We start from the raw sequence: 25,379 nt of genomic DNA, 5'->3' as shown, positions 1-25,379 counted from the left end.
AAATGAACCCAGCCAGATTTTTACCAATTGTTATTTTACTATCGACTTTAATAAGTAATGCACAGGAAAGAAATTTAAAAAACATAAAGAAACTAACTTTTGGAGGCGATAATGCCGAAGCCTATTTTAGTCCAAATGGTCAAATGTTGACACTTCAAGTTACCAATCCAGAAATTGGAACACAATGTGATCAAATTTATTCTTTAAACTTATCACAACCTATAACTGATAGTAAGGCTTTAAAATTGATTTCTACAGGAAAAGGAAGAACTACGTGTTCTTATTTTATGCCTGATGGTAAACATATTATTTATGCTTCAACTCATCATAAAAATGAAGCTTGTCCAGCACCTCCAAAACCAAAAGATGGAAAGTATTTATGGGCAATTTATCCAGAGTTTGACATTTTTATGGCTGACTTAAATGCAAAAATTATCAAGCAGTTAACAGATTCTCCAGGATATGATGCAGAAGCAGTAGTTTCTCCAGACGGTAAAAAAATTGCTTTTACAAGTGTGCGTTCAGGTGATCTCGAAATTTACACCATGAATATTGATGGTTCAAATGTGAAGCAGATAACTTCTGGTTTAGGGTATGATGGCGGATGTTTCTTTTCTCATGATAGTAAAAAATTGGTTTTTAGATCTTCTAGACCAAAAACAGAAGCTGAAATAAAAGAGTATAAAGAATTATTAGCAGAAAATTTGGTAGCACCAACAAGTATGGAAATCTATACTTGTAATGTTGATGGAACTGATTTAAAACAAATTACTAATTTAGGAAAAGCCAATTGGGCTCCCTTCTTTCATTCTTCAGATAAAAAAATTATTTTCTCGTCAAATCATCATGCTACCAGAGGTTATGATTTTCAATTGTATATGATTAATACTGATGGAACGGGTTTAAAACAAATTACTTATGAAAGTGAATTTAATGCTTTTCCAATGTTTTCTCCTGATGGTAAGAAACTTGTTTTCTCAAGTAATCGTCAACAAAGTAAACCAAGAGAGACAAATGTTTTTATTGCTGATTGGGTAGAGATTGATGAAAACGAATATGCTAAAACAAATAATTTAAAGAAACATATTACATATTTAGCCTCAGATGAATTGAAAGGTCGCTTAACAGGTTCAAAAGGAGAGGAGCTGGCTGCAAATTATATTGTAAGCGAATTGAAAAAATTGAAATTAAAACCATTTAATGGAAAATTTTTGCATCCATTCACATATTCTATACGATTGAATCCACACGATACTATTTCGCAAGGAAAATTAAATAAAGGAACTAATGTCATAGCATATTTAGATAATGGAGCTAAAAAAACAATTGTTATAGGTGCACACTATGATCATTTAGGTTTGAATGAACATCATCATTCTACTAAAATGAATTCAGAAGGTGAAATTCACAATGGTGCAGATGATAATGCTTCGGGAGTTGCTGGTGTTTTAGAATTGGCACGTATGTATTCTCAAAATAAGTCAAAAGAAAATGTAAATTTTGTTTTTGCTTTATTTTCTGGTGAAGAAGATGGTTTGATAGGTTCAAAAGAATTAGCAAAAACTATTAAAGAGTTGTATCCTAATACCATTGCTATGATTAATATGGATATGATTGGTCGTTTGGATGATAAAAAATCATTAATTATAAGTGGAGTAGGAACATCTCCTAAGTTTTCTGATATAATTGAAAAAAATAAACCAGCAGGTTTTTCTGTAACACAGGAAATGAGTGGAATAGGTCCTTCAGATCATGCTTCCTTTTATTTAAAAGATATTCCAGTGCTATTTTTCTTTACTGGAACTCATTCTGACTATCATAAACCAAGTGATGATGAAGATAAAATCAATTATTATGGAGTTGAAAATGTGGTAAACTATGTTTTTAGATCTATAAATGCTATTGCCGACTTAGATAAGGTTGAATTCACAAAAACTAAAATAACTTCAGATAAAAAAGTTCCCAAATATAAAGTAACATTGGGTATTATGCCCGATTATACGGATCATGGAGACGGTCTGCATGTTGATGGTGTAACGGAAAACCGTCCGGCACATACAGCTGGGATTTTACAAGGAGATATTATAACTAAAATTGGAGACTGTGTTATCAAGGAAGTTTATAGTTATATGGATTGTCTTTCAAAACTAAATTCTGGTGACGAAAAGGAAGTAATCATTGTTAGAAATGAAAAGGAGATGAAAGTTATGGTTAAGTTTTAAAAATCTTTTTATTTAAAATGTAACTTTTTAAAGCATCGTACGTAAAATTACAGATTTAAAAAATTAATCAATTTATAATATGGCACTAAGGTGTTAAATTCAAGTAATCTCGATTCAAAATATTTTTCTGCAGTTAGAATCTGGATTAACCAATAAAGGAATAACCAGTATTTAGAGATTAATTTTTTAAAAATTCAAAAACAAAATGTTCTAATCAAATTTTCTAAAAAATGACATCAATTTTTTCATTTTGGTGGCTAATACTTATTGTATTTGCTGTCCTATTTTACAAATTCGTTTTACGAGTTTTCTTCGGTATGGTAATAGTACCAGAAGACAAAATTGGTTTGGTAACCAAAAAATTCGTGCTTTTTGGAGCAGATAAATCATTACCTGATGGACGCATCATTGCAACAAAAGGAGAAGCTGGTTTTCAGGCTCAAACATTAGCTCCTGGTTTATACTGGGGAATGTGGATTTGGCAGTATTCTGTCGATATGACTCCTTTTACAATTATTCCTGAGGGAAAGATTGGTTTAGTATTAAGTAAAGATGGTAAGGAAATTCCAACAGGTAGAATTTTAGCTAGAAAAGTAGATTGTGATAATTTTCAAGATGCTACATCATTCTTAAATAATGGAGGGCAAAAAGGGCGCCAAACAGCTTTCATAACAACAGGTTCTTACCGTATAAATACCTTTTTATTTGAAATCGTTATTGCAGATCAAATAAAAATCTTTGAAAATATGGTGGGAATTGTTACTGCTCTTGACGGTGAACCAATTCCAATTGGACAAATTGCAGGTAAATTTGTTGATGGTCATAATAATTTTCAGGATTTTGATGCCTTTTTAAGTCAAGGAGGAAATCGTGGTTTACAACCTCAAGTGATGTTAGCAGGTTCATATTATATTAATTCTTGGGCCATTCAAATAGAACAAACACCCATGACAGACGTCCCTATTGGTTATGTTGGTGTTGTTATTTCATATATTGGTGAAGATGGTCAAGATGTAACTGGCGAGCATTTTAAACACGGTAATATTGTATCTAAAGGACAAAGAGGTGTTTGGATGGAGCCTCTTGGACCAGGAAAGTATGCCTTGAATAAGTATACCACTAAATTGGAACCAGTGCCAACTACTAACTTAGTATTAAACTGGGCTGATGCTCGTAGTGAGTCACATAATCTAGACCACAACTTATCTACGATAACCGTTCGTTCACAAGATGGTTTCCCATTCAATCTTGACGTGTCGCAAATTATCCATGTACCAGCTAACGAAGCACCTAAAGTTATTGCACGTTTTGGTAGTATGACAAATTTGGTTTCTCAGGTATTAGAACCAACAATTGGTAACTATTTCCGTAACTCGGCGCAAGAAAGTGATGTGATTTCGTTCTTAAGTACCCGTAAAGAGCGTCAGGAATCGGCAAAAAATCATATCAAAGTGGTTTTAGATGAGTACAATGTAAATGCAGTGGATACTTTAATTGGTGATATTGTTCCTCCAGATTCATTAATGAAAACGTTGACTGATAGAAAAATTGCTGAAGAGGAGCAAAAAACATATCAGACGCAAAAAATGGCTCAAGAACAACGTCAGGGAATGGAGAAAGAGACAGCAATTGCTGATATGCAAAAAGAAATTGTTCGAGCTTCACAAAGTGTTGAAATTGCACAACGTACTGCCGATGCTACAGTTAAGAAGGCTGAAGGGGATGCAACTAGTTTGAAATTGAATGTGAATGCTGAAGCTGAAGCTACAAAAATGAGAGCTATCGCTGATGCGGAAGCTACTAAAGCAAAAGCTGCTGCTCAAGCTGAAGCTACAAGATTGAATGCTAGTGCTGAAGCAGAAAAAATTTCTAAAACAGGTTTGGCAGAAGCAGAAAAGATTATGGCAATAGGAAAATCAACTGCAGAATCATATCAGTTACAAGTATCTGCGATGGGTGGTGATAACTTTACGCGTTACAAAATTACCGAAGAAATTGGTAAAGGTAATATTAAGGTTATTCCAGATGTATTAATTTCTGGAACTAATGGTGCTGATGGTGGTATTAGCGGTTTGTTAGGTATGAAATTAATGGAATTGATGGATGCCAATAAGGACAAAAAAGAAAATGATTAAAAATGAAAACGCCTCAATTGAGGCGTTTTTTTATACATACTACTTTAGTTATCCAACAAATAATAGTTTCAAATTAGACATAGCTTCAATAGAGTCTAATTTAATAATATAAGAATATATTTGTTAATTTAATCTAATTATAAATAAACTAGTTTTTTAATTATTTTTTTGGATTATATCTAATAATTATTAAATTTACTAAAAAATAAGAAAAATCTTACAAATGACATTGAATTTTAACTTTACTATTGTTTCAAAAAAACACTTCCAAATATTTCTTTCATCTTCATTTTTGCTGATTTCTTTTTTTGTCAAAGGTCAAGATAAACAAAATTTACAAGTAGCACAAAGATTTTTTTATGAGCTTTCTTATAAGCCAAATAAAAATGTACAACAAGTAGAAAAAATCATCACGATTCTTGATGTCTTAAAAGAAAAATCAATTTACAGAGATTACACAGTTATGTCTCAAGATTCTATTTTGCAGTTAGAGGTAGAAAAAATGAAAAAAACTGGTGTTTTTGTTCAGATGGAAAAATTGATAAAGATGCCAAAATTTAGTTACAAAGTATATAAATCATATCCAGATTTTGAAATTTCGTTTGTTGAAGGAATTGAAAAAAATTTATATGGTTATAAAGAAAAAGTTGATTTGAATTGGAAAGTACTTGCTGAAAAATCTGTAATTGAAGGTTATAATTGCCAGAAAGCCATCATGGAATATGGAGGTAGAGCATGGGAGGCTTGGTTTACATTGGATTTACCTTTTCAAGATGGGCCATATAAATTTAAGGGACTTCCGGGTATGATAGTTAGTATTAATGATTTGGAAAATGATTATCAATGGATATTGAAAGGAAATAAAAAAATTGAAAAGTATAATGAATATTCATTTTCTGATAACCTATATTATAATGGTAATTTTAAAGTAAACTATATCAATAGATCAAAGTTTGAAAAAGTTTACAGTGAGTATAAGAAAGATCCATTGGCTGCTATGAGAGGGCAAGTGAAACCAGAGATGATGTCACAAAAAATGCCTGGAAGCCAAATTACGTATGGGCAAATGATAGATAATCAGAATAAAATTTTAAAAGATATATTGAATTCAAATAGTAATCCTATTGAATTGAACTAAGATACTGTTTAAGAGTAACTTAAACTTTTTTTATTAACCTTTAAAATCAAATTTATGAACAACAAGAACCAAAAAGATGCTAACATCGAAATTGTATCTGAACAAGAAATGTTAAACCTATTTCAGGTTGAGGAATTAGAAAACAGATTAGAAATGGCTTCTATTTCTGCTTCAGAAATTGAAGCTGCAGATGGAGGAAACAAAATCTGTTGGTTAGCTTAATTAGCTCTAACCTCAAAAATAAAGGCTTCTGTTTTTTTAGGAGCCTTTTTTTTTAACAAAAACTAAACATTCAAAAGTTGCGTGTTAAATGATATTTTAAATCTTTTTATCATTTGAGTTTAGCTAATTTTTAAGGTTAATATTTTCAAAAAAATGTAAGTATTAGTTTAAACTACTTTGATAGCTATAAGTATCAATTTAATATTCTCCTCTGATATTTTTTTAAAACAATTAAAAATCTTGAAGTTGTTCAGTTTTTTAAACTTATTGATTTTTAAAATATTGTAAGAATTTAAATCCATGTAATATTATGTTGAATTTAACAAATAGACTTCAGATTGATCTAAATGAAAATGATTTGAATTCCTCTTTGAATCATATTTATAATTTAATTGACAATATAAATATTCCAAGTAGCCTTAAGCAGATAGCTTTCCCTGAAAATTTTTTAGATCACAAATTTTATTTTATAATACCAAAATTTTTTAAAGAAGCATTTGGTTTACGAAATAAAAAATTCATTAATGATATCTGTAATTCAGGTTATTTTTATTTTAAATATTTGCTTTGCCTTGATTCATTAACTGATCAAGATATGATATTGGAAAATGAAGAGTTAAAGAAAAATATTTATAAAATTCAAATTTTGCAATCTCATATTTATCATGAGCAAGCATTAATGATATTAGGTTATTATTTTGGAAAGAATGACTCATTTTGGAAAACTTGGGAGAAAAGAAATAATGATTTCTTGAAGAGTATTCAAATGGATAGCTTTTATAATATTGATTTAACTGTAAATGAATATGAATTTTTATGTGTTGGAAAATGTAGTTTCACAAATGTTGCAGTAGATGTTTTCAATTTTTATTGTAACAATGAAAATGAGGAAATGTATGATGATTTAGTTAAAATAAATAATTTCTTTTCAATTGGACGCTGTATTCTTGATGATATAGAGGATTTTAAGAAAGACTTGATTTTCAAAAAGAATAATTTAGGTCATGTGTTTTTAAATGAATGGTTGAAAAATAAGAATTTAGTATTTAATGATTATAGTAATGAAGAACTAGAAAAACTCTTAATTTCTACTGGGGTTTTAGAAAAATTACTCACATTGTCTATAGAGTATCTGCAAAAAGCTATATTAATATGCGAGAAATATGACACTAAGTTAGTTAAATATAAAAAGCTTTTGTCTTCTGTTTTAAATTCTATAGTTTTTTACAAAGTGCAAACTGAAAGTTATAGAGTCGATGTATTAATTAAAAACAAAACAAAAGATAAAGTTAAACTTGATTCAAATACTTTAAATAATGCAATTTCAATTTCAAAGAAATATATTACTAGTCTTCAATTTCAGAATGGTAGTTGGTATGAAAATTCCAATAAGCAAGGTTTAAGTAATTTATGGGCTACAGGTTTTATTTCTTCTTTTTTAAGCGATGAAGATGTTGAGAGAAAAAAATCTGTTGAGTTTTTGAATAAGTTCCAAAATAACAATTTATGGGGCTACAATACTGATTGGTCTTACGATTTTGATTCTACTACATGTGCTCTTATTAATGTAATTGAGAATAATGATGATCACGAGCGTATTAAAGCATGGCAATATGGTCAAAATGAGGATGGTGGTTTTAGTACTTATTCAAAAAATGATACCTATTTATTAGAAAAATTAAATCTTAAAGAGAATCATGTTAAAGGTTGGGTTCAATCTCATGTTTGTGTTAGTGCACTTGCTTATTATTTTGTGGTTACCAAGAAAATGGAAAAACATGTTGATGTAAAAAAATTGAAACAATATCTTCTTTCAAACACTAATAAAAATGGGGTTTGGGATTCATATTGGTGGACATCACCAATATATTCAACCTGTTTTATTATTCAATCTTTAATTAATGAGAATGAAGAAGACACTGCATTGATTAAGGAAAAAATCGAAACATTATTAAAATTACAGGCCAAGAATGGAAGCTTCGTTTGTCCTTTAAATAAAAAGGAGAGTGCGTTCTACTCAGCTCTAGTTTTAGACACAATTTGTTTGAATAAAGACTACTTTGAATTATTTTCAGTTGAAGCAGAAAAAATATGCAAATGGCTTCTTGATAATCAGCTTTCAAATGGTTCTTTTGAAAATACTAATTATCAGGTCATTCCGAATCCAAATGTTAAGCAATGGAAACCAAATAATAAATTCGTCTTTAATTCATATGGAGCCGGTAACAGTATTACGGGAGAACAATATGCTTTATTCACTACAAGTATCGCGTTAAGAGCTTTTAGAAGATTTTCGAAATTAAAAAATTAGGAATGGAAACTACTATTGACCTATCTAGAGTACTTAGGATTAACGATAATTGTTCATGGAAAAAATTTGATGAAAAAAATCACATCATTTGTATTGATGATGAAATAAAATCAAAGTTGTATTTAACTAATGAAGTAATTGAAATTTTAAAATTAGTTAATGGAAAAAATTCTATAGAGGATATAAAAAATATTTATAATGAAAATTCTAGCTATAAGTTGTCTAATCAAACAATTTTAAGAATTTTTCAAGAAAAATTATTTGGTTATGGAATTTTTGATGGTGATGATGTAAGCCGTATTGAGACTAAAAATAAATATATATGGTTCAAGATTACAATTTTTAACAAAAACATTGTAAAAAGAGTTTCAAAATTATTCACACCAGCTTTTGATAAAACCTTTTTTTATCCAATACTTTTTTTGTCAACTTTAATTACGATTTCACCATTTTTCTATGTGAGTTTTTCCAAAGTTTATCATGCAGTTGATGGCGATCTATTTGTGAACTTTATAATCATAAACTTATTGACTTTAATTTTTCATGAATTTGGTCATTCTGCAGCCTGTCAAAAGTATGGAGGTGAAGGTGGAAGCATTGGTTTTGGGTTTTATATTTTATCACCTGTATTCTTTTCTGATGTTACTGATGCATGGCGTTTACACAGAAAAGAAAGATTAATTGTTGATTTAGGCGGAGTTTATATGCAATTAATAATTACAGCCTTTTTTAGCATACTTTTTTTTGTATATCATGATATAAGGATAGTTTCCTTAATAAGTTTAATTCTTATTGGTGTGGTATTTAATCTTAATCCCTTTTTAAGATATGACGGATATTGGGCATTAAGTGATTTGATGAATATAACTAATTTGAGGGAAAGGTCCTCTAGAATTACAGGCAAATTTTATGGATGGATAGTTGGAATAAATAAAAATTTTAATCCTTCAAAACGAGATGTTATGCTAATAGTTTATGGAAATATCTCTATACTTTTTATCTTATATATTCTTTTTTATATGGTAATTAAGCAACACAATTCAATCATATATTTTCCTAAAAATCTATACTATTTTGTTTGCGGAATTTTAATCAATCAGCCTACAGAATTTAATTGGTATAAAAAAAATATAGTTGCATTGTTCCCATTTGCAGTCTTTTATGCAATTATTATTATTTCTTTCTACAAAAACTTTAAAGATCATTTTAACAAACGTTATGGAAAAATATAGACTTTCTCATTATTTATTTTTTAATCAAAGTTTTATAGATAGTAATCAAACTTTGATATACTCTACTATTACAAATAAGCTTTTAAGAATATCAAATTTGTTTGCAGATTTATTGAAGAACAATGACTTTAGTAAAATACCCTCTTCAACTTTTGATAAGTTTATCAACGACAAAATAATAGTTAATTCTGATGATGATGAGTTGTTAACTTTAATTGGAGAAAATAAGAAGCATGAAATTGATGATTCGACGTTATTTGAAGTTATTCAACCAAGTGCTTGGTGTCAATTAGGTTGCTATTATTGTGGTCAAAGTCACAAAAAAGATGTTTTGACAGATGAAACAATAGCTAATATTGGTAAAAGGATATACGAAAAATTAAAAAAAAATACTAAGTACAAAGCTTTAACCATTGGTTGGTTTGGTGGAGAACCATTAACTGGTATTAATACAATGAGGAAGCTTAATACTATAATTAGAAATTATTGTGATGAATTAGAAGTTGAGTTGAAAAATTCTATTTTGGTTACCAATGGAATGAGTTTGAAACCAGATATATATAGAGAAATGGTTGACGATTTTAAAATTACTCAATTTGAAATCACTTTAGACGGTTTGAAAGAATTTCATGATTCACACAGATACTTAAAAAAAGATCAAGAAGGTTCTTTTGATATTATATACAATAACGTTTTCAATATCTTAAATTCTGATTTCTTTTCGAGAGAAAATCAAAAAGTCACAATAAGATGTAATGTAGATAAAAAGAACTTTTTAGGTGTAGAACCACTTATCAAAAAATTAGCTGAGGATAACTTGCACAATAAAATAGAGCATTTATATTTTGCATCCATTTATTCCTGGGCGCAAAACGATGCACATATGGAATCACTCCGAAAAGAAGAATTTGCGTATTACAAATTAAAATGGGAGTTGTTAAAAATTAAGTTAGGGTACAATGTAAATAATATTGCAAAAAGGAAGTACAATACATGCATGCTTACTAGCAATAATTCTGAAATGTATGACACATACGGAAACGTATACAATTGTACAGAAGTTTCTTTTACTGATGTATATAAAAATTCAAAATATGTAGTTGGTAATGTTAACAAAGGAATATCAAATGAAAGAAATCATTTGGATTGGTACGATAAAGTTTGGGGGAATAAAGGATATCAATGTAATTCATGTAAAATATTTCCAATTTGTGGTAGTGCATGTCCTAAGTCATGGATGGAAGGAAATGCTCCATGTCCAACTATCAGATATAGTATAAAAGATGAAATTCAATTACAGGAGATAAAAATACATAGTAAAACAAAAACTGAACTATTTGAATATCTAGAAGTTTTCGAAAAAAATATTCAAATAGAGAACATGAAATATTGCTAATTATGGAAAAAGCTTTGGTCAAAAGTTTTTTAGGAGGTATACCTAATATGTTTAATGGGAATAACCCTTATAAAGATTATAAAAAAATAAGAGATAAAATGCCTATCCAAAGATTATCACCAATGAGATGGTTGGTTATGAAGTATGATGATGCAGTTTCTATAATGCAAAATCCTTCTGTTTCTCATTGGGGTCAAGATACACAAACTCAATTTGCGCTTTTTGGAAAACAAAGTACAATGTCTAAAACAATGTATGCTTATGCTCCAGAAATAGATAGCCCACATAGGAAAAAAGTTCTCCATGGATTGGCTGCACGAAATTTAAAATTTGAAAAAGTTGCTATGAAGCTTACAGCAGAAAAGTACATAAAAGAATGCTTGAGCAAAGGTAAATTTGATTTCGTAAGTGATTTTGCAAACCCATATACGTTTGAAACTATAAGTAGAATAATAGGTATTCCAGAAGATGATATTCCATATTTAATTAATCTGGTTGGAAAACTAAAAAATGGATATTTAACACTTATAAACGATTTAAATCCTGAAGATCCTATTGAAAAAGAATTTTTAATTTTTTTGCAAAAATTTATCGATAATAAATCTAAAACACTAGATGATGATTTGGCTAGTTCACTAATTGAGTCATGTAAATTAGCAGGGGAATCAAATGAATTTGCATTGTGTTTGTTATTATTTCTTTTTTATGCTGGTCATGACAATATGATGAATTTTTTAGGGAATGGGTTTCTATCACTTTATGAAAACCAAGACGTTTACAACAATTTGAAAAATTCACCAGAATTAATAGCTAATTGTATTGATGAATTATTAAGATATGACAGTCCAGTTCAGTTTTCATTAATGTTTACCAAAAATGATATTGTAGTTAGAAATGTAAAAATTGTAGCTGGAAGTCAAATTCTTGTTTGTATTGGATCTGCGAATAGAGATCCTGAAAAATTCGAAAATCCCGAAGAAATAAAAATTGATAGAAATCCTCAGCACCTAAGTTATGGATTTGGTGCATACAGATGTATTGGTGCAAGATTAGCTCAATTACAATCTGCTACTGCATTTGAGGTCTTAATAAGCAATTTGGATATTGATCATTTAAAAGTTTCAAATACATCATGGAAAAATGAGCAATATATACAAAGAGGACCAAAGAAAATAATTGTTAGCATAAACAAATAGTATGGAATTTAAGCTTTCTAAATATATAATATTGAGCGATTCATTCGTAGAAAATGATGATCAAAAAGAGTCAAAAATCATTTTTTCATGTAGAAAAAAAATGGGAATAAAAATTCATGCTGGTTTGAGTGAATTACTAAAAAGAGGTGACTTTTCTATTTTACCAGACAATATATTTTCAATGCTAATGCACTATGAAATTATAATCCCAAAAGAAGAAAATGAAGAACTATATCTTTTAAATTTAAATAGAATTCTTTATCAAAATTATGAGGAAAATGAAGATAAAAATTACGATTTAAATAATGTTAAAGGAACATTGTCAGAATATTTGATGAAAGAAAAATCAAAATTAAAAGAGTTCATGGATAATGGAGAAGAGTTTGATTTTTTAGATAACAATGAAAAAATGTACTTGGTTTATGTGTCTGATAATGAAAATCTTTTTTTGCCTTTAAATGATGTTTCGGTTCAAAATAGTTATACTTATTATTCAGAAGTGATTGAAAGAAATATTGATACGCAGGCATTTTTACTTCCTATTGATGAATATAAAATGTTTGGAAAAATTGATAAACAAAATCTAGAACAGATTATTGAAAATTTCAAATTGAAACTACTTTTAAAATATAAGATCAATGCAAAAAATAATTAATCAGAAAAATAGATTACAATGGCACAAAAATACATTGATTGAAAAAAGTGGATATGTGCTTTATTATATGAATTCTTTGAAGAATCATCTAACGGTTGAAGAAAGACAAACCTTATACATGGTTTCTAAATTTTTTACAGACGGGGTTGAATCTGCTAGAGCAAATATAAATTTGGCTGAATATTTTTTTGCAATTGGTGAACACTATCAAAAAAAAAGTTTCAAATAATAATCTCTTGTTATCTCAACTGATTTGGAATTCCTATGACAGAGCTAAATCTTATTATTATTTTAAAATTAAAAATTATGATATGGCTCTTGAAAGAATTTATAATACTCTTGAGATAAACAAAAACATTAGAGATAAGTTCCCAATTATAATTTTTGATAGTATTTCACACTATAAAAACCTCTTAAAAGTACTTGTTTTTAAAGAAGAAATCAATGAAGCTAATAATATGGTCTATGAGATAGTTAATTTTTTAATCTCAGGTAAAACTTCATTAGAGCCTCTTAATGATTGTTATGAAACTATTGAAGGGGACGAATATCAAGAATTTCGTTTATTCTTCTTAAATGATTTAATCTTTAATTACATGTTTTTAAATTCAGAATTCAATGATTCAAAATCCAGATTAATATCATTGTTTAATTATAATAAAGAGCAATTTCAAAGATATATGCCTTTATATCATTTTTTAGAAATTTATTTATCAGAAAGTATTGAACCTCAAAAAATCAATTTTTTTAATGCAACGTATGATAAATATTTTGGTTCAATTCCTTTAGAGATACTTAAAGAAAAACAATTAGTTTAATCTTAAAGGTACTTTTAAATACTTCTATGCTATTAAAAAAAATAATATTTATCTGTTTATTATTATTCTCAGGTGCAGTTTTATCTCAAAAAAGTATCACAGGTGTTGCAAAGGATATTGATGGTAATTTAATTGCAAGTGCAAGCGTCACAATTGAAGAAATTGGAAAAGAAACAGTTATAGCTTATGGAATTACTAATTCTAAAGGAGAATATAACGTTACATTTACATCTTCAGAATCAAATATGGATCTTAAGATTAAGGCTTTTAACTACAAATCTCAGGTTAAACGTGTTACTAATGAGAGTCAAAAGCATGATTTTATTTTAGAAGCAGAAGTTATTGAGATACAAGAAATAAAGCTAAAAACACAATTAATTACAAAAAGAGGAGATACTATATCTTATAATCTAAAATCATTTGAAAGTAAATCTGATAGAACCCTTTCAGATGTTCTTAAGAAAATTCCAGGGGTTGATGTCAGCCCTGAAGGATTAGTACTTTATCAAGGTACAGCTATTAATAAATTTTATGTTAATGGCAAAGATTTAATGGAGGGTGCTTATGGAACGATTAATAATTCACTTCCTAAAGATGATGTATTGAGGGTTGAAGTTTTAGAAAATCATCAACCTGTTAAGATGTTGCAAGATAAAATTATCTCTGAACAAGCTGCCATAAACATAAAACTTAAAAAGAAAGTAGCAATGACGGGTAGAGCCGAATTAGGATCTGGTTATGGAGATACTTTTCTATGGAATGCAAAATTAACCCCAATGTTTTTTGGGCAAAAAAATCAATGGGTGATTAACTATAAGTCTAATAATTTTGGAGAAAGTGTTGAGAATGAGGATAAAATATTAGCCTTTGGTAATGTTTGGGAAGGTAAGCGTAATCAAGTATCCCAAAAGGAATGGTTAGCCCTAGAAACCTTTAATATGCCAAATATCCCAGAAAAAAGGTATTTGAGAAACAATGTCCATTATCTATCTATTAATCTTTTAACAAATCCATTTAAAAACAAAGAATGGGAATTGAAGGCAAATTCTAATTATACCAACAACGAAGTAAAAAATGAATCTTATTCTGATATATTTTATTTTCAAGATAATAATTATTTAGTTAACAAGATTGCTAACATTTTTTATACAAATAAATTTAAAACAGAAGTAATTCTTACTAAGAATTCCAAAAGCACATTTTTTAAAAATATTTCATCTTTTTCTAGATTTTGGAACATAAGTAAAGCCACAACTCAACTCAATTCTTATATAGGAAAAGAAAGACTTGAATCGCCAACATTATCGTTTCAAAATTCTTTAAGTGCCATTGTACCTTGGAAATACAAAATGATAAACATTAAATCATATTTTAATTATCAAACAGATAATCAATTGCTTATTGTAGACCCAAAAGATTATGTTGGAATTTTGCGTGATAGAATAAGTTCGTCAAGTATATTTCAAGATTTTAGTATTAAATCGATTCAAGCAGATCAATCTGCTAATATTGGTTTTAGTAAAAATGCATGGACATTTACTCCTGAAGTAGGTTTGAATTATGACTTTAATTATATGACTTCAAATATCTATTCGATTGATGCAACTCAGGCAAATCCAAATGATTTTTTAAACGATGTATCATACAATTATTACAACCCCTATTCTTCATTAGATATAAATTACAAAAAAGATTCTTGGATGTTTTATTTCAAAATGCCATTAAATCTTAATTACATTAACATTAATGATTCTCTTAGAAATACTTCAAAACTTTTTTCTAAGACTACATTTGAACCTATTATTTATGCACAATATTTATTTGCATCATTTTGGAAAACCTCTTTACAGAGTGGTATAAATTATAAGTTTGGAGATATCAGTAACATTTATTCGGGAAATATATTGTTGAATCCGCTGAATTTAACTAGGATGAATTCTGACAATCCTATACAAGAAAATAATAGCAAAAATGTTAATGCAAAAATAGAATATAGAAACCCTTTTAATAATTTCTTTTTTAATATTGGTAACCGTTATTCTCATTCTAGAAGAAATTTAATAGCAAATAGTACCGTGATTAACGGTGCTAAACAAGTCGATTTTGAAATTTTTTCCAACAGAAGTTTAACAAATACTTTTGTTAGTGAGTTTGGTAAGTATTTTCCAAAAATTAAGACAAATTCGTCAATATCTTATGGCTATACAAATTCAAATGATCAGCAAAAATATAATGGGAGCCTAAGTGATGTCGATACACAAGCTCAAAGTATCGGATTTAAGATAAATAATTCTTTTTTTAAGTGGTTAAGTTTTGATTATAATGTAACTTATAGAGAAACAAAACAATTTGGTTTTAGTAACATAGAAATAATTAATAAAATGTTAGTTCACAAGTTGAATTTGTTTATCTATCCTTTAGAAAATCATACGGTTGGTTTTAATTGGGATCAAATAAATTCTAAAGACTTGAATTCAACTTATAAAAATCCATTTTATGACATTTCTTACCAGTTTACATATACAAAGAAGAAAATTGATTTTGAATTAAAATGGTCAAACATAACTAATAGATCTGTGTTTGAAACCTACAATTTAAATTCACTTTATGAATCTTATTCCAGAATACAGCTTCGTCCAAGCCAGATAACTTTTGTTGTCAAGTTTAATTTTAACTAATTATTTTAGCTCGTTTTAATTGTTTATTTTGAAGGCTAAAATTTAATTACTTCAAAACCATTTCAAAATATCTGTTAGGATAATCAGAAATTAAACCGTCAACACCGTAGCTAATAACTTGTTTTATGTCTTCAGGATTATTAACTGTCCAAGGAATGACTTTTATCCCTTTTTTATGAAGAAAATTTACTTGCTTTTTGTCTAACAAAATAAATTCTGGACTGTACACATTTGGTTTGAAACCAAGAATTTTTAAATTCTCTTCTATAGACATCTTATTTTCGACCAATAATACAGTTTTATATTCTGGGTATTTTTGATGTAAATATTGTAGTGTTCTCACATCAAACGATTGAATGTAAGCTCTATTAGAAATTGTAGTATTTTTTAAAACGCTTACTAATAAATCTACAAATTCTTTTGGAGCAGGATGATAAATTTCATCTCCTTTTGGATCTGATTTGGTTTCAATGTTATAGTATATTTTCCTTCCAGGATCTCCTTTTTGCAACTTACTTACATATTCTTCAATAAAGTAAATTACTTCACTTAACAATGGTTTGTACGTTTCTAACTTTTCTTGGTCTTTAAATCTAGGATGAACTTTACTACCACAATCGCAATTTTTAATTTCGTCATAATTCATTTGGTATAAATTATAAGAATGTTCATTAACTTCGGTAATTTCTTTTTTGTTTTTATCTAAGCAAATTTCGTGTGATAAAAAAGGTTCATGTGATAGAAGAATTTGTTTATCTTTTGAAATTACAACATCCATTTCAAGTGATATAACTCCAAGATCAATTGCCTTTTTCATTGCTTCGATAGTGTTTTCAGGCATTAAACCACGACAACCACGGTGTCCTTGGATATCAAAATTCTGCGAAAAAAGAATAAAAGGAAAAAGTAAGAAAGAAATGAATAGTTTCATCTATATTTTTTTAAGAATATCAATTAAATAATCTATATCATCTTTAGTATTATTATGGGAAAATGAAACTCTAATATTTGGTTTTTGAAGTAATTCTTTTGGTAAAAAGGCTTTCAGAACATGAGATGGCTTAACGCTTCCTGATTGACAAGCGCTACCTCTTGAAACTGCAATTCCATTCATATCTAATTGAAACAGTAACATACTTGTTTTGTTTTCGTCAAAAGGTAAAATTACATTTATTACATTGTAAAACGTGTCTTCAGGATTACCTGCAAATGAAATTTCTGTAAAATTTAGATTAAGTTGCTCAATTAAATATCTTTTTAATTTTGAAACTTTTATTTTTTCTTGTTCCAATTTTTCAAAAGAAATCTCTAGAGCTTTTGCCATTCCTACAATGTTATGAACGCTTTCTGTACCAGCTCTTAAGCCTTTTTCTTGTTCACCACCTAATAAAAGGGGCTGTAAAACAATTTGTTTTCTAATAAAAGCAAATCCTATACCTTTTGGGCCATGAAATTTATGTGCACTGGCGACTAAAAAGTCAATTGGTAATTCTGTCAAATCAATTTTTGTTTTCCCAATAGACTGAACAGTATCAGTATGAAAGTATGCATTATTATTTTTACAAAGTGACACTACTTTTTCTAAATTTAAAACAGTCCCAATTTCGTTATTTACATGCATTAAACTTACTAAGGTTTTTTTATCGTCATTTAAAAGCTCCTCTAAATCATTATAATCAACAGTTCCGTCTTCTAAAATGTTGACATAATCAACTTGAATATCAAACTGTTTCTGAAAAACTTCTATAGTATGTAAAACAGCATGATGTTCTATTTTGCTAGTAATAATTCTGTTGACTTTTAAATCTCTGATACATGAAAGAATTATGAAGTTATTAGCCTCGGTACCGCAAGAGGTAAAAATAATTTCCTTTGCGTTGCAATTAAGTTGTTTAGCGATACTTTTTCGGGATAACTCTATAAGATTTTTTGAGCTTCTACCAAAAGCATGAGATGAGGATGGATTGCCAAAGTTTTCTGTCAAAACTTTAGTCATTTCTGTTATTACTTCAGGTCTTAAAGCTGTTGTCGAAGCGTTATCAAGGTATATATTTTTCATAGGTCCAAATTTAGCAATTTTATATCTTTGAAAAAAAAGCAAAACTTTGAAAAAAATCCTTCTTTTATCAGACACTCATGGACATATAGATGAGGCAATTTTAAAACATGTTTCTTGGGCTGATGAAGTTTGGCATGCCGGCGATATTGGAGACTTAAATGTTACTGATTCTATTAAGAAAATGAAACCTTTAAGAGCTGTTTTTGGTAATATTGATGGAGGAGGAGCAAGGCTAGAATTTCCGTTAAATAATCGTTTTATGTGTGAAGGAGTAGATGTTTGGATTACTCATATAGGAGGCTATCCAAGTAAATACAGTCCAAGTATAAAAGAAGAATTGAAGCTAAATCCTCCCAAACTTTTCATTTGTGGTCACTCACATATTTTGAAAGTGCAATTTGACAAAACTCTAAACTTACTGCACATGAATCCTGGAGCTGCAGGTAAAAGTGGTTTTCATCAAATACGAACCATGCTTAGATTTGTTATTGAAGGAGATAAAATAAAGGATTTGGAAATAGTGGAATTAGGAAAAAAATAATTATTCGTCAACACTTATTTGAATCGTAGTCCCTTTGTTGATGATTGATTTTATTTTCATTTTTCCGTTCATGTTATTGACTCTGGCTTTAATTTGAGTTAAACCAAAACCATTAGACTTATTTATGTTTTTGGTATCAAAACCTTTTCCGTTGTCTTCAATAGTAATGTGTAATTTTTCTCCTAATTCTTCAATGGTTAGTTTTGCTTGAGAGGCACCACTGTGTTTTATAATATTATTCAATAATTCAGAAACAATAAAATAGATTCTATTTTCAAAGTCTGGATGAAATCTTTTTTCTCTTGGTAAGGTAGAATGAAATTCAAAATGAATTAACTTATTTGAGTTATTTTCACATAAATCTTTAAGTGCATACTGAAGTCCAAGTTTTACCAAAAGTGGAGGAACTAACTCATGCGATAAATCACGTACCTTATCATGAGCATCTTTAAGCAAAGAGCGTGTTTTTTTTAAATCTTCTATTTGTTCTTTAGTTAGACTAGATTCAAAGGCAGATAAATGTAATCCTACTGATGATAATATAGCACTCACATGATCGTGTAATATCCCAGAAATTTTATTTCTTTCTTGATCTTGCCCATCTAAAGTGGCACTAATAATTTTGTATTGTAAATCGTTATCAAGATCTTTTATCTTATTTTTTTGCTTTAAAAGTAAATTTTGGTAATAGAAATAAAATATAAACCCAGCTAAAATAAATATTGAAGCAAATAATAACAAGAGTCTCTGATTTCTTGTTTGTCGTTCTTCTATTAAAGATTGTTTTTCTTTAAATTCATCTTCAATTTTTTTGATTTGATATTTAGTTTCAATTTCTTGTCTTGCAGCATCTAATCTCCCAGATAATATTTCTTCAAATAACTCATAATATTTATTATTATATTCTAGGGCTTTTTTGTAATTACCCATTTTTTCATAGCAATAAGAAATATTGGCATAGGATATATTCAACACTCTTGAATTGTTAGAGTTACTAGAAACATCAAATAATTCTATAGCTTCAAAGAATTTTTCTAATGCTTTTGGGTAATTTTTTTCAACATTTATATAGTAAATACCAAAGTCGTTTAGGGTGTTGGCTATATTTTCTCTTTTGCCTATTTTTTTTGCAATTGTATATGAACTATCTAAATATTTCTTTCCTATAGGATTGCCTTTATCTAAATAGATCTTAGAAAAATTACTGTAATTTTTATATTTATCAGATAAATTATTTGATTTACTGGTGTAAAAGGCTATTTTTTTTAAATAATATTCGACACTATCAGAACCAGTTTCGTAATGAATACGTAAAAGTCCTTGATTTGCTTTATTTAACAAGTCATTATTGTTTAATTTTAAAGCTATTTTTAATGCTTTATGGAGATATTTTTTGGCTTTTGTAAATTCAAATGAAAGTCCATTTACATTTCCTATTCCTCTATAAATAAGAGATTGTTTGTCTTGTAAATTGTATTTTTCAGCTACAGGTAATGCTTCGTAAAGTGTATTTAAAGCATTTTCATAGTCATTTAAATTTCTGAAAATTTCAGATTTTTGAATCATTAAATCACAATAATTTCTGTAATTTTTAGATGATAGTAAAAGTGCTGATTCTTTTCTTGCAAAGGATATTGCTTTTAGGGGTTTGTTTTTTTCAGTGTAATAGAAAATAGAATCTGTTTTGACTCTTTGTTTAATAGAGCCAAAACAGGTTATAGATGTAATTAGTGAAATAATTACAATAATTTTTGAAAACCGTATATTAAAGTTCAATTCCAATCTTAGGTTTTCTTGTCGTAGTTGTTAAGTCAACTTGTTCAAAAGTGATTTTAAGAACGTTGCTTGTATTAGCAGTTAATGTTTCTTCAATATCTTGAAAAGTTGTAGAAGGATTTTTTTCACCTTCAAGGAGTGTAATTGTTATTGTTGCTTCTCCATTGTTGCAAACTGTTTTTTGTTCACAGTTGTCAGGAATTTGAAATGTAGAAGTTACTTGATTACCAGTTTCTTTTCTGTAATCAAAATTACGTAGCATAGTGTAAGGCATACTTTTAATTTTTGTAGTTAATAAATCCATTTTTTTAATTGTTAATTATAATTGTTTTACTGTATTGAAATGAGATTGTGTTTAGTTGCAAAAAGAACTAATCCGACAGAACTTTTAACTTTAAGTTTTTTCATTAAATTTTTACGATGGGTTTCTACAGTATTTGGGCTTATATTTAATAATTCACTAATATCTTTTCCACTTTTTTCTTCACAGATATAACCTAAAATTTCTAACTCTCGTGATGTTATTCCTGATATAATGTCTTCTATACTTAAGGCTTTTTGTTGATTGTTTTCAGTAAAAATATCAAAAACTTTGTCTTTAATTGTAGAAGAGAAATATTGATTTCCTTGAGCTACGGATGTGATTGCATCAACTATATTTTCACCTGCACATTGCTTGGTCAAATAACCACTTGCTCCTAATTTTATAACTTCTTTTATTAGTTTTGGATCATCATAGCTTGAAAGAATAATGACTTTACATGTAAACCCTTTTTCATTGAATTCTCTTAAAACTTGTATGCCGTCTTTTTCAGGCATGTTTATATCCATAACAAGAACATGAGCTTGATTTTTAGCTACTCTTTCTACTAAATTTTCTCCATTTAGAGAAAATCCAACAACTTCAAAATTAGGATTGGTTTTAAGAACTGCTAATATTCCATCTATAAGAACTTGATGGTCATCAGCTAAATGTATTTTTATTTTAGTTTCCATTTGTTTTTGTTTCTGATTTCAAATGTATATGATTATAAATTTACATCAAATACTCTAAATTAATGATTTTTATATCACCAATTTTGGTGAGAAAACTACTTAAAAGTAAGTACAAAAAAGTTCTTAAAAATGAAAAGCTAACCAATTTTGGTTAGCTTTTCTTCGCACTAATAAACTAAGATGATAGGTTTATCTTAATCGATCCACAGATTTTACGAGATCTTCATCCTTCTTGATGGCTTTATTAGCAAAAACTAATAATAAGATAGTTAAGATAGGTAAGAACATCCCAATACCCTTCTCAGATATGACAGGCATATCTCCAGATAGATTTAGTGTACGATATACAAATAATCCTAGTAAAATTAAGTTCAATATTATATTCAATCTGTTCATCACAAATTGTTGTTGTCTCTTTTTAAATGAAATTAAACTTAACAAAGCCAATGATGTGCTTAGCCCAAATAAAATGGTATATGTAATATCACTCATAAAGTATATAGCATTGGTTTCTATTTTCCATAAATGAAAAACAAAAGGCAATGCTCCATTACAAATAACTGCTAAAACTAAATATACACTTTGAATTCTTTGAATCATTTTACTTAAATGTTGAGCAAAAATATATTTTCTTTTTTTAAAAAACTATTGTTTACTTAAATAAAATTCGTAATATTGCCTAAACAATCCGTAAGCACTTCATACTTCGGAATATAAGTTTCAAAAAAACACCACGTTAACTTATTATCACTTTAATCCCAACATCTATTTATGTTTGATATTTCTGTTTTAAAAGAAATGAAATTATCTGAGTTGCAAGAAATTGCTAAGATTGCAAAAATTTCAAAATTCAAAACACTTAAAAAGGATGAGCTTGTTTACCAGATATTAGATTATCAAGCAGCAAATCCAGAAAAGATTTCTAATCCGGATAGTTCAGCCCCCATTGAGGAGCCTAAACAAAAAAGAGCAAGAATTGCTAAAGATACCAAGCCACAGGTTGCTAAGCAACAAATGGAAAAAAAACCAGAGGAGCAACAAGCTATAACTTTTGAAGAAGAAAGACCAACTGAAAAAGTTGAAAATGAATCTTCAAAAGAATCAACTAGAGAATTTAAAGATTCTCGCAACCAAAAAAATAATCGTTTTCAAAAAAATGATAAGCAAAAAAATCAAAAACCACTTGCTGAAAACGAAACTTCAAATCAAAATATTCCTGCCTTAGCGTCAGATACTGAACCAGTACAAGCTCAATCACAATCACAAGAAGTCGAAGCAAAAGTAGAGACTGAGAATCCTGAAAAAGGCTTTAAGAATAATAATCCTAATCAAAATCAGAATCAAAAGCACAAAAAAACAACTAATTTCCGTGAACCGGATTACGAGTTCGAAGGAATTATAGAAAGTGAAGGTGTTTTAGAAATGATGCCTGATGGTTATGGTTTTTTGCGTTCATCAGATTACAACTATTTAGCATCACCAGATGATATCTATTTATCAACGTCGCAAATTCGTTTGTTTGGTTTAAAAACTGGTGATACAGTTAAAGGGGTGGTTCGTCCTCCAAAAGAAGGAGAGAAGTATTTTCCTTTGGTAAAAGTATTAAAAATCAATGGTCATGACCCACAAGTTGTTCGTGACAGAGTTTCATTTGAACACTTAACCCCAGTTTTCCCAACAGAAAAATTCAAATTGGCAGAAAAAGGGAGCTCTATATCAACACGTATTATCGATTTGTTTTCACCTATTGGTAAAGGTCAACGTGGTATGATTGTAGCACAACCTAAAACTGGTAAAACTATGTTACTTAAGGATATTGCTAATGCTATTGCTGCAAATCATCCTGAAGTTTACATGATTGTATTACTTATTGATGAGCGTCCTGAAGAGGTAACAGACATGCAACGCAGTGTTCGTGCGGAAGTTGTAGCTTCTACATTTGATAGAGAACCACAAGAGCATGTTAAAATTGCCAATATTGTTTTAGAAAAAGCTAAGCGTTTGGTAGAATGTGGTCACGATGTAGTAATTCTTTTAGATTCAATTACACGTTTAGCACGTGCTTATAATACTGTACAACCAGCTTCGGGTAAAGTTTTAAGTGGTGGTGTTGATGCTAATGCATTACAAAAACCAAAACGTTTCTTTGGAGCGGCTCGTAATGTAGAAAACGGAGGATCGTTAAGTATAATAGCAACAGCGTTAACAGAGACTGGTTCTAAAATGGATGAAGTTATCTTCGAAGAATTTAAAGGAACTGGTAACATGGAACTTCAGTTAGATCGTAAGATTGCTAATCGTCGTATTTTCCCATCTGTTGACCTTACATCGTCAAGTACTCGTCGTGACGATTTATTATTAGATGAAAAAACAATTCAACGTATGTGGATTATGCGCAAGTATCTTGCAGATATGAATCCTGTTGAAGCTATGGAATTCATTAATGATAGATTTAAGAAAACTAGAAATAATGAAGAATTTCTTATTTCAATGAATGATTAAAAAGTAAAAATGAAATAAAATCCCAAAGTAAACTACTTTGGGATTTTTTTATCTTGTAAAGACCAGTGTATTCCCTTTTGATAAATTCGCATCAAAAGCATAACCTTCATAATTAAAACCTTTCAGGCCTTCTAGTGTTTCAATATCATAATCAATAATATATCTAACCATCATTCCTCGGGCTTTTTTGGCAAAAAATGAAATCATTTTCAGTTTTCCGTCTTTATAATCTTTAAACTCAAGAGTTATTACCGGAACTTTTAAGGTTTTAGTATCAATAGCAGAAAAATATTCGTTACTCGCTAGATTAATGAATAGTTCGTTCTTTTTTAATTCTTTATTTAGTGCTTTTGTAAGTGTTTCTTTCCAATATGCATAAAGATTTTTACTCTCACCAATAGCTAAATTGGTTCCCATTTCTAAACGATAGGGTTGTATTAAATCTAACGGTTTTAAAAGACCATATTGACCTGAAAGAATTCGAAGCTTATCTTGTAATATGTCTAATTTTTCTTCAGGAATAGAGTAGGAGTCAAGCCCTTGGTAAACATCTCCATTGAAAGCGTAAATTGCTGGTCGAGCGTTTTCAGGAGTAAAAGGTGTTTTGAATTTTTTGTTACGTTGCCAATTTAATTCCCCTAAAGCATCTGAAATATCCATCAGTTCTGATAAATCTTTCGGTTTTAGTGTTTTTAAAACTTTTATAATTTCTTTAGATTGCTTTAAATAATTAGGCTTAGTATATTTTTCTGTAGGAAGACTTTTTTCGAAGTCTAGAGATTTTGCAGGAGAAATAACAATTTTCATGATTGTTTTAATTCGTTTGTTTAATATTCACAAATATAAAGAAATCGAGTCTCCATATTCCTAGAAACTATACAGAAAAAAAATCCCTTAATAGGGATTTTTTATAGTTGTGACAAAAAAAGCTTGGTTTAATTTGGTAATACAACTGAGTCTATAACATGTATTACTCCGTTCGATTGATACACATTTGCTGTGGTAACCATAGATTTGTTGCCTTTTTCATCAGTAATAATAAGATTTTTCCCTTCCATTGTGCATACTAGTTTTCCGCCTTGTACCGTTGTAAGAGTTGCTTTTCCATTTCCGTCTTTAATCGCTTTTGCAATAGCTTTGCTGTCTAAACTTCCAGATACAACATGATAAGTCAATATTGCTTGTAATGTTGCTTTGTTTTCTGGTTTCAGTAAATTATCAACTGTTCCCATAGGTAATTTTTCGAAGGCAGAATTTGTAGGGGCAAAAACGGTAAATGGGCCTTTTCCAGATAATACCGAAATTAAATCACCAGCTTTAACAGCTTCAACTAAAGTTGTATGGTCTTTTGAGTTTACAGCATTTTCAATAATGTTTTTTGTTGGATACATTGGAGCACCACCTACAATTACTGATTTTTGTGCATTTGACGAGATACCAAATGATAATGCAATTCCTAAAAATGCTACTGATAAAAATTTTTGTGTTTTCATGTTTTGAAT

22 protein-coding genes are annotated in these 25,379 nt (G+C 28.9%); 14 read left to right on the top strand and 8 right to left on the bottom strand.

The window, feature by feature from the left end:
* Positions 1–2 precede the first annotated feature (2 nt).
* The 12 genes from LJY17_RS04580 to LJY17_RS04525 all read left to right on the top strand — a co-directional run bounded on the left by LJY17_RS04580 (position 3) and on the right by LJY17_RS04525 (position 16,003).
* Positions 3–2,222 carry a M20/M25/M40 family metallo-hydrolase gene (locus tag LJY17_RS04580; RefSeq protein WP_264542675.1) on the top strand — a complete coding sequence of 740 codons (2,220 nt, stop codon included), beginning with the start codon at positions 3–5 and terminating at the stop codon, positions 2,220–2,222.
* A 230-nt stretch (positions 2,223–2,452) separates the two neighbouring features.
* A complete protein-coding gene (locus LJY17_RS04575) occupies positions 2,453–4,357 on the top strand; it encodes an SPFH domain-containing protein (RefSeq protein WP_264542674.1) in 1,905 nt (634 codons plus the stop codon).
* Positions 4,358–4,580: 223 nt separating this feature from the next.
* Positions 4,581–5,495: a GLPGLI family protein gene (locus LJY17_RS04570; RefSeq protein ID WP_264542673.1), complete on the top strand. Its 915-nt coding sequence runs from the start codon at positions 4,581–4,583 to the stop codon at positions 5,493–5,495.
* Positions 5,496–5,549: 54 nt separating this feature from the next.
* A complete protein-coding gene (locus LJY17_RS04565; protein ID WP_264542672.1) occupies positions 5,550–5,717 on the top strand; it encodes a hypothetical protein in 168 nt (55 codons plus the stop codon).
* Positions 5,718–6,027: 310 nt separating this feature from the next.
* Complete coding sequence (locus LJY17_RS04560) at positions 6,028–8,028, top strand: prenyltransferase/squalene oxidase repeat-containing protein (RefSeq protein WP_264542671.1); 2,001 nt, start codon at positions 6,028–6,030, stop codon at positions 8,026–8,028.
* A gap of 2 nt (positions 8,029–8,030) precedes the next feature.
* Positions 8,031–9,260, top strand: a complete 1,230-nt coding sequence (locus LJY17_RS04555; protein ID WP_264542670.1) for a hypothetical protein — start codon at positions 8,031–8,033, stop codon at positions 9,258–9,260.
* Positions 9,247–10,656, top strand: a complete 1,410-nt coding sequence (locus LJY17_RS04550; protein WP_264542669.1) for a radical SAM/SPASM domain-containing protein — start codon at positions 9,247–9,249, stop codon at positions 10,654–10,656. The genes LJY17_RS04555 and LJY17_RS04550 overlap by 14 nt, the downstream gene beginning before the upstream one ends.
* Before the next feature lie 2 nt (positions 10,657–10,658).
* Positions 10,659–11,852, top strand: a complete 1,194-nt coding sequence (locus LJY17_RS04545) for a cytochrome P450 (protein WP_264542668.1) — start codon at positions 10,659–10,661, stop codon at positions 11,850–11,852.
* Position 11,853: 1 nt separating this feature from the next.
* On the top strand, positions 11,854–12,507 hold the full coding sequence (locus LJY17_RS04540; RefSeq protein ID WP_264542667.1) for a hypothetical protein: 654 nt from the start codon (positions 11,854–11,856) through the stop codon (positions 12,505–12,507).
* Positions 12,491–12,736, top strand: coding sequence for a hypothetical protein (locus tag LJY17_RS04535; protein WP_264542666.1), 246 nt, complete (start codon positions 12,491–12,493; stop codon positions 12,734–12,736). The genes LJY17_RS04540 and LJY17_RS04535 overlap by 17 nt, the downstream gene beginning before the upstream one ends.
* 82 nt (positions 12,737–12,818) lie before the next feature.
* Positions 12,819–13,325: a hypothetical protein gene (locus LJY17_RS04530; protein ID WP_264542665.1), complete on the top strand. Its 507-nt coding sequence runs from the start codon at positions 12,819–12,821 to the stop codon at positions 13,323–13,325.
* 26 nt (positions 13,326–13,351) lie between these two features.
* Positions 13,352–16,003, top strand: a complete 2,652-nt coding sequence (locus LJY17_RS04525) for a hypothetical protein (RefSeq protein ID WP_264542664.1) — start codon at positions 13,352–13,354, stop codon at positions 16,001–16,003.
* A gap of 46 nt (positions 16,004–16,049) precedes the next feature.
* Here the strand turns inward: LJY17_RS04525 and LJY17_RS04520 are convergent, their stop codons facing one another.
* Both LJY17_RS04520 and LJY17_RS04515 read right to left on the bottom strand, forming a co-directional pair.
* Positions 16,050–16,934 carry a glycerophosphodiester phosphodiesterase gene (locus LJY17_RS04520; RefSeq protein ID WP_264542663.1) on the bottom strand — a complete coding sequence of 295 codons (885 nt, stop codon included), beginning with the start codon at positions 16,932–16,934 and terminating at the stop codon, positions 16,050–16,052.
* Positions 16,935–18,062, bottom strand: coding sequence for a cysteine desulfurase family protein (locus LJY17_RS04515; RefSeq protein WP_264542662.1), 1,128 nt, complete (start codon positions 18,060–18,062; stop codon positions 16,935–16,937). It abuts the gene before it with no gap.
* Positions 18,063–18,108: 46 nt separating this feature from the next.
* Between LJY17_RS04515 and LJY17_RS04510 the strand changes: the two genes are divergently transcribed.
* The gene (locus LJY17_RS04510) at positions 18,109–18,603 is read left to right on the top strand and encodes a metallophosphoesterase family protein (RefSeq protein ID WP_264542661.1); all 495 of its coding nucleotides are present in this window, start codon (positions 18,109–18,111) and stop codon (positions 18,601–18,603) included.
* On the opposite strand, the gene LJY17_RS04505 is transcribed toward LJY17_RS04510, so the two are convergent.
* The 4 genes from LJY17_RS04505 to LJY17_RS04490 all read right to left on the bottom strand — a co-directional run bounded on the left by LJY17_RS04505 (position 18,604) and on the right by LJY17_RS04490 (position 21,975).
* Entirely contained in the window at positions 18,604–20,379 is a 1,776-nt protein-coding gene (locus LJY17_RS04505; protein ID WP_264542660.1) for a sensor histidine kinase, read from the bottom strand.
* Positions 20,369–20,683: a hypothetical protein gene (locus LJY17_RS04500; RefSeq protein WP_264542659.1), complete on the bottom strand. Its 315-nt coding sequence runs from the start codon at positions 20,681–20,683 to the stop codon at positions 20,369–20,371. The genes LJY17_RS04505 and LJY17_RS04500 overlap by 11 nt, the downstream gene beginning before the upstream one ends.
* 26 nt (positions 20,684–20,709) lie before the next feature.
* Positions 20,710–21,375: a response regulator transcription factor gene (locus LJY17_RS04495; protein WP_264542658.1), complete on the bottom strand. Its 666-nt coding sequence runs from the start codon at positions 21,373–21,375 to the stop codon at positions 20,710–20,712.
* Between the two features lie 189 nt (positions 21,376–21,564).
* A complete protein-coding gene (locus tag LJY17_RS04490) occupies positions 21,565–21,975 on the bottom strand; it encodes a DUF4293 domain-containing protein (protein WP_264542657.1) in 411 nt (136 codons plus the stop codon).
* 171 nt (positions 21,976–22,146) lie between these two features.
* Between LJY17_RS04490 and rho the strand changes: the two genes are divergently transcribed.
* On the top strand, positions 22,147–23,877 hold the full coding sequence (gene rho, locus LJY17_RS04485) for a transcription termination factor Rho (RefSeq protein WP_264542656.1): 1,731 nt from the start codon (positions 22,147–22,149) through the stop codon (positions 23,875–23,877).
* Positions 23,878–23,925: 48 nt separating this feature from the next.
* Here rho and yaaA read toward each other — a convergent pair whose 3' ends face one another.
* Entirely contained in the window at positions 23,926–24,684 is a 759-nt protein-coding gene (gene yaaA / locus LJY17_RS04480) for a peroxide stress protein YaaA (protein WP_264542655.1), read from the bottom strand.
* A gap of 128 nt (positions 24,685–24,812) precedes the next feature.
* Positions 24,813–25,370, bottom strand: a complete 558-nt coding sequence (locus LJY17_RS04475; RefSeq protein ID WP_264542654.1) for a fasciclin domain-containing protein — start codon at positions 25,368–25,370, stop codon at positions 24,813–24,815.
* Positions 25,371–25,379 lie beyond the last annotated feature (9 nt).

The sequence above is a fragment of the Flavobacterium hankyongi genome (genome assembly GCF_036840915.1).
GTDB classification, from domain to species: Bacteria; Bacteroidota; Bacteroidia; order Flavobacteriales; family Flavobacteriaceae; genus Flavobacterium; species Flavobacterium hankyongi.
This window is presented reverse-complemented; position numbering and strand designations above follow the sequence as displayed.

What these genes read in the sequence shown, in the direction of transcription:
- LJY17_RS04580 (WP_264542675.1), top strand. Translation starts at nt 3, where the DNA reads ATGAACCCAGCCAGATTTTTACCAATTGTTATTTTACTATCGACTTTA.
- LJY17_RS04575 (WP_264542674.1), top strand. Translation starts at nt 2,453, where the DNA reads ATGACATCAATTTTTTCATTTTGGTGGCTAATACTTATTGTATTTGCT.
- LJY17_RS04570 (WP_264542673.1), top strand. Translation starts at nt 4,581, where the DNA reads ATGACATTGAATTTTAACTTTACTATTGTTTCAAAAAAACACTTCCAA.
- LJY17_RS04565 (WP_264542672.1), top strand. Translation starts at nt 5,550, where the DNA reads ATGAACAACAAGAACCAAAAAGATGCTAACATCGAAATTGTATCTGAA.
- LJY17_RS04560 (WP_264542671.1), top strand. Translation starts at nt 6,028, where the DNA reads ATGTTGAATTTAACAAATAGACTTCAGATTGATCTAAATGAAAATGAT.
- LJY17_RS04555 (WP_264542670.1), top strand. Translation starts at nt 8,031, where the DNA reads ATGGAAACTACTATTGACCTATCTAGAGTACTTAGGATTAACGATAAT.
- LJY17_RS04550 (WP_264542669.1), top strand. Translation starts at nt 9,247, where the DNA reads ATGGAAAAATATAGACTTTCTCATTATTTATTTTTTAATCAAAGTTTT.
- LJY17_RS04545 (WP_264542668.1), top strand. Translation starts at nt 10,659, where the DNA reads ATGGAAAAAGCTTTGGTCAAAAGTTTTTTAGGAGGTATACCTAATATG.
- LJY17_RS04540 (WP_264542667.1), top strand. Translation starts at nt 11,854, where the DNA reads ATGGAATTTAAGCTTTCTAAATATATAATATTGAGCGATTCATTCGTA.
- LJY17_RS04535 (WP_264542666.1), top strand. Translation starts at nt 12,491, where the DNA reads ATGCAAAAAATAATTAATCAGAAAAATAGATTACAATGGCACAAAAAT.
- LJY17_RS04530 (WP_264542665.1), top strand. Translation starts at nt 12,819, where the DNA reads ATGGCTCTTGAAAGAATTTATAATACTCTTGAGATAAACAAAAACATT.
- LJY17_RS04525 (WP_264542664.1), top strand. Translation starts at nt 13,352, where the DNA reads ATGCTATTAAAAAAAATAATATTTATCTGTTTATTATTATTCTCAGGT.
- LJY17_RS04520 (WP_264542663.1), bottom strand. Translation starts at nt 16,934, where the DNA reads ATGAAACTATTCATTTCTTTCTTACTTTTTCCTTTTATTCTTTTTTCG.
- LJY17_RS04515 (WP_264542662.1), bottom strand. Translation starts at nt 18,062, where the DNA reads ATGAAAAATATATACCTTGATAACGCTTCGACAACAGCTTTAAGACCT.
- LJY17_RS04500 (WP_264542659.1), bottom strand. Translation starts at nt 20,683, where the DNA reads ATGGATTTATTAACTACAAAAATTAAAAGTATGCCTTACACTATGCTA.
- LJY17_RS04495 (WP_264542658.1), bottom strand. Translation starts at nt 21,375, where the DNA reads ATGGAAACTAAAATAAAAATACATTTAGCTGATGACCATCAAGTTCTT.
- LJY17_RS04490 (WP_264542657.1), bottom strand. Translation starts at nt 21,975, where the DNA reads ATGATTCAAAGAATTCAAAGTGTATATTTAGTTTTAGCAGTTATTTGT.
- rho (WP_264542656.1), top strand. Translation starts at nt 22,147, where the DNA reads ATGTTTGATATTTCTGTTTTAAAAGAAATGAAATTATCTGAGTTGCAA.
- yaaA (WP_264542655.1), bottom strand. Translation starts at nt 24,684, where the DNA reads ATGAAAATTGTTATTTCTCCTGCAAAATCTCTAGACTTCGAAAAAAGT.
- LJY17_RS04475 (WP_264542654.1), bottom strand. Translation starts at nt 25,370, where the DNA reads ATGAAAACACAAAAATTTTTATCAGTAGCATTTTTAGGAATTGCATTA.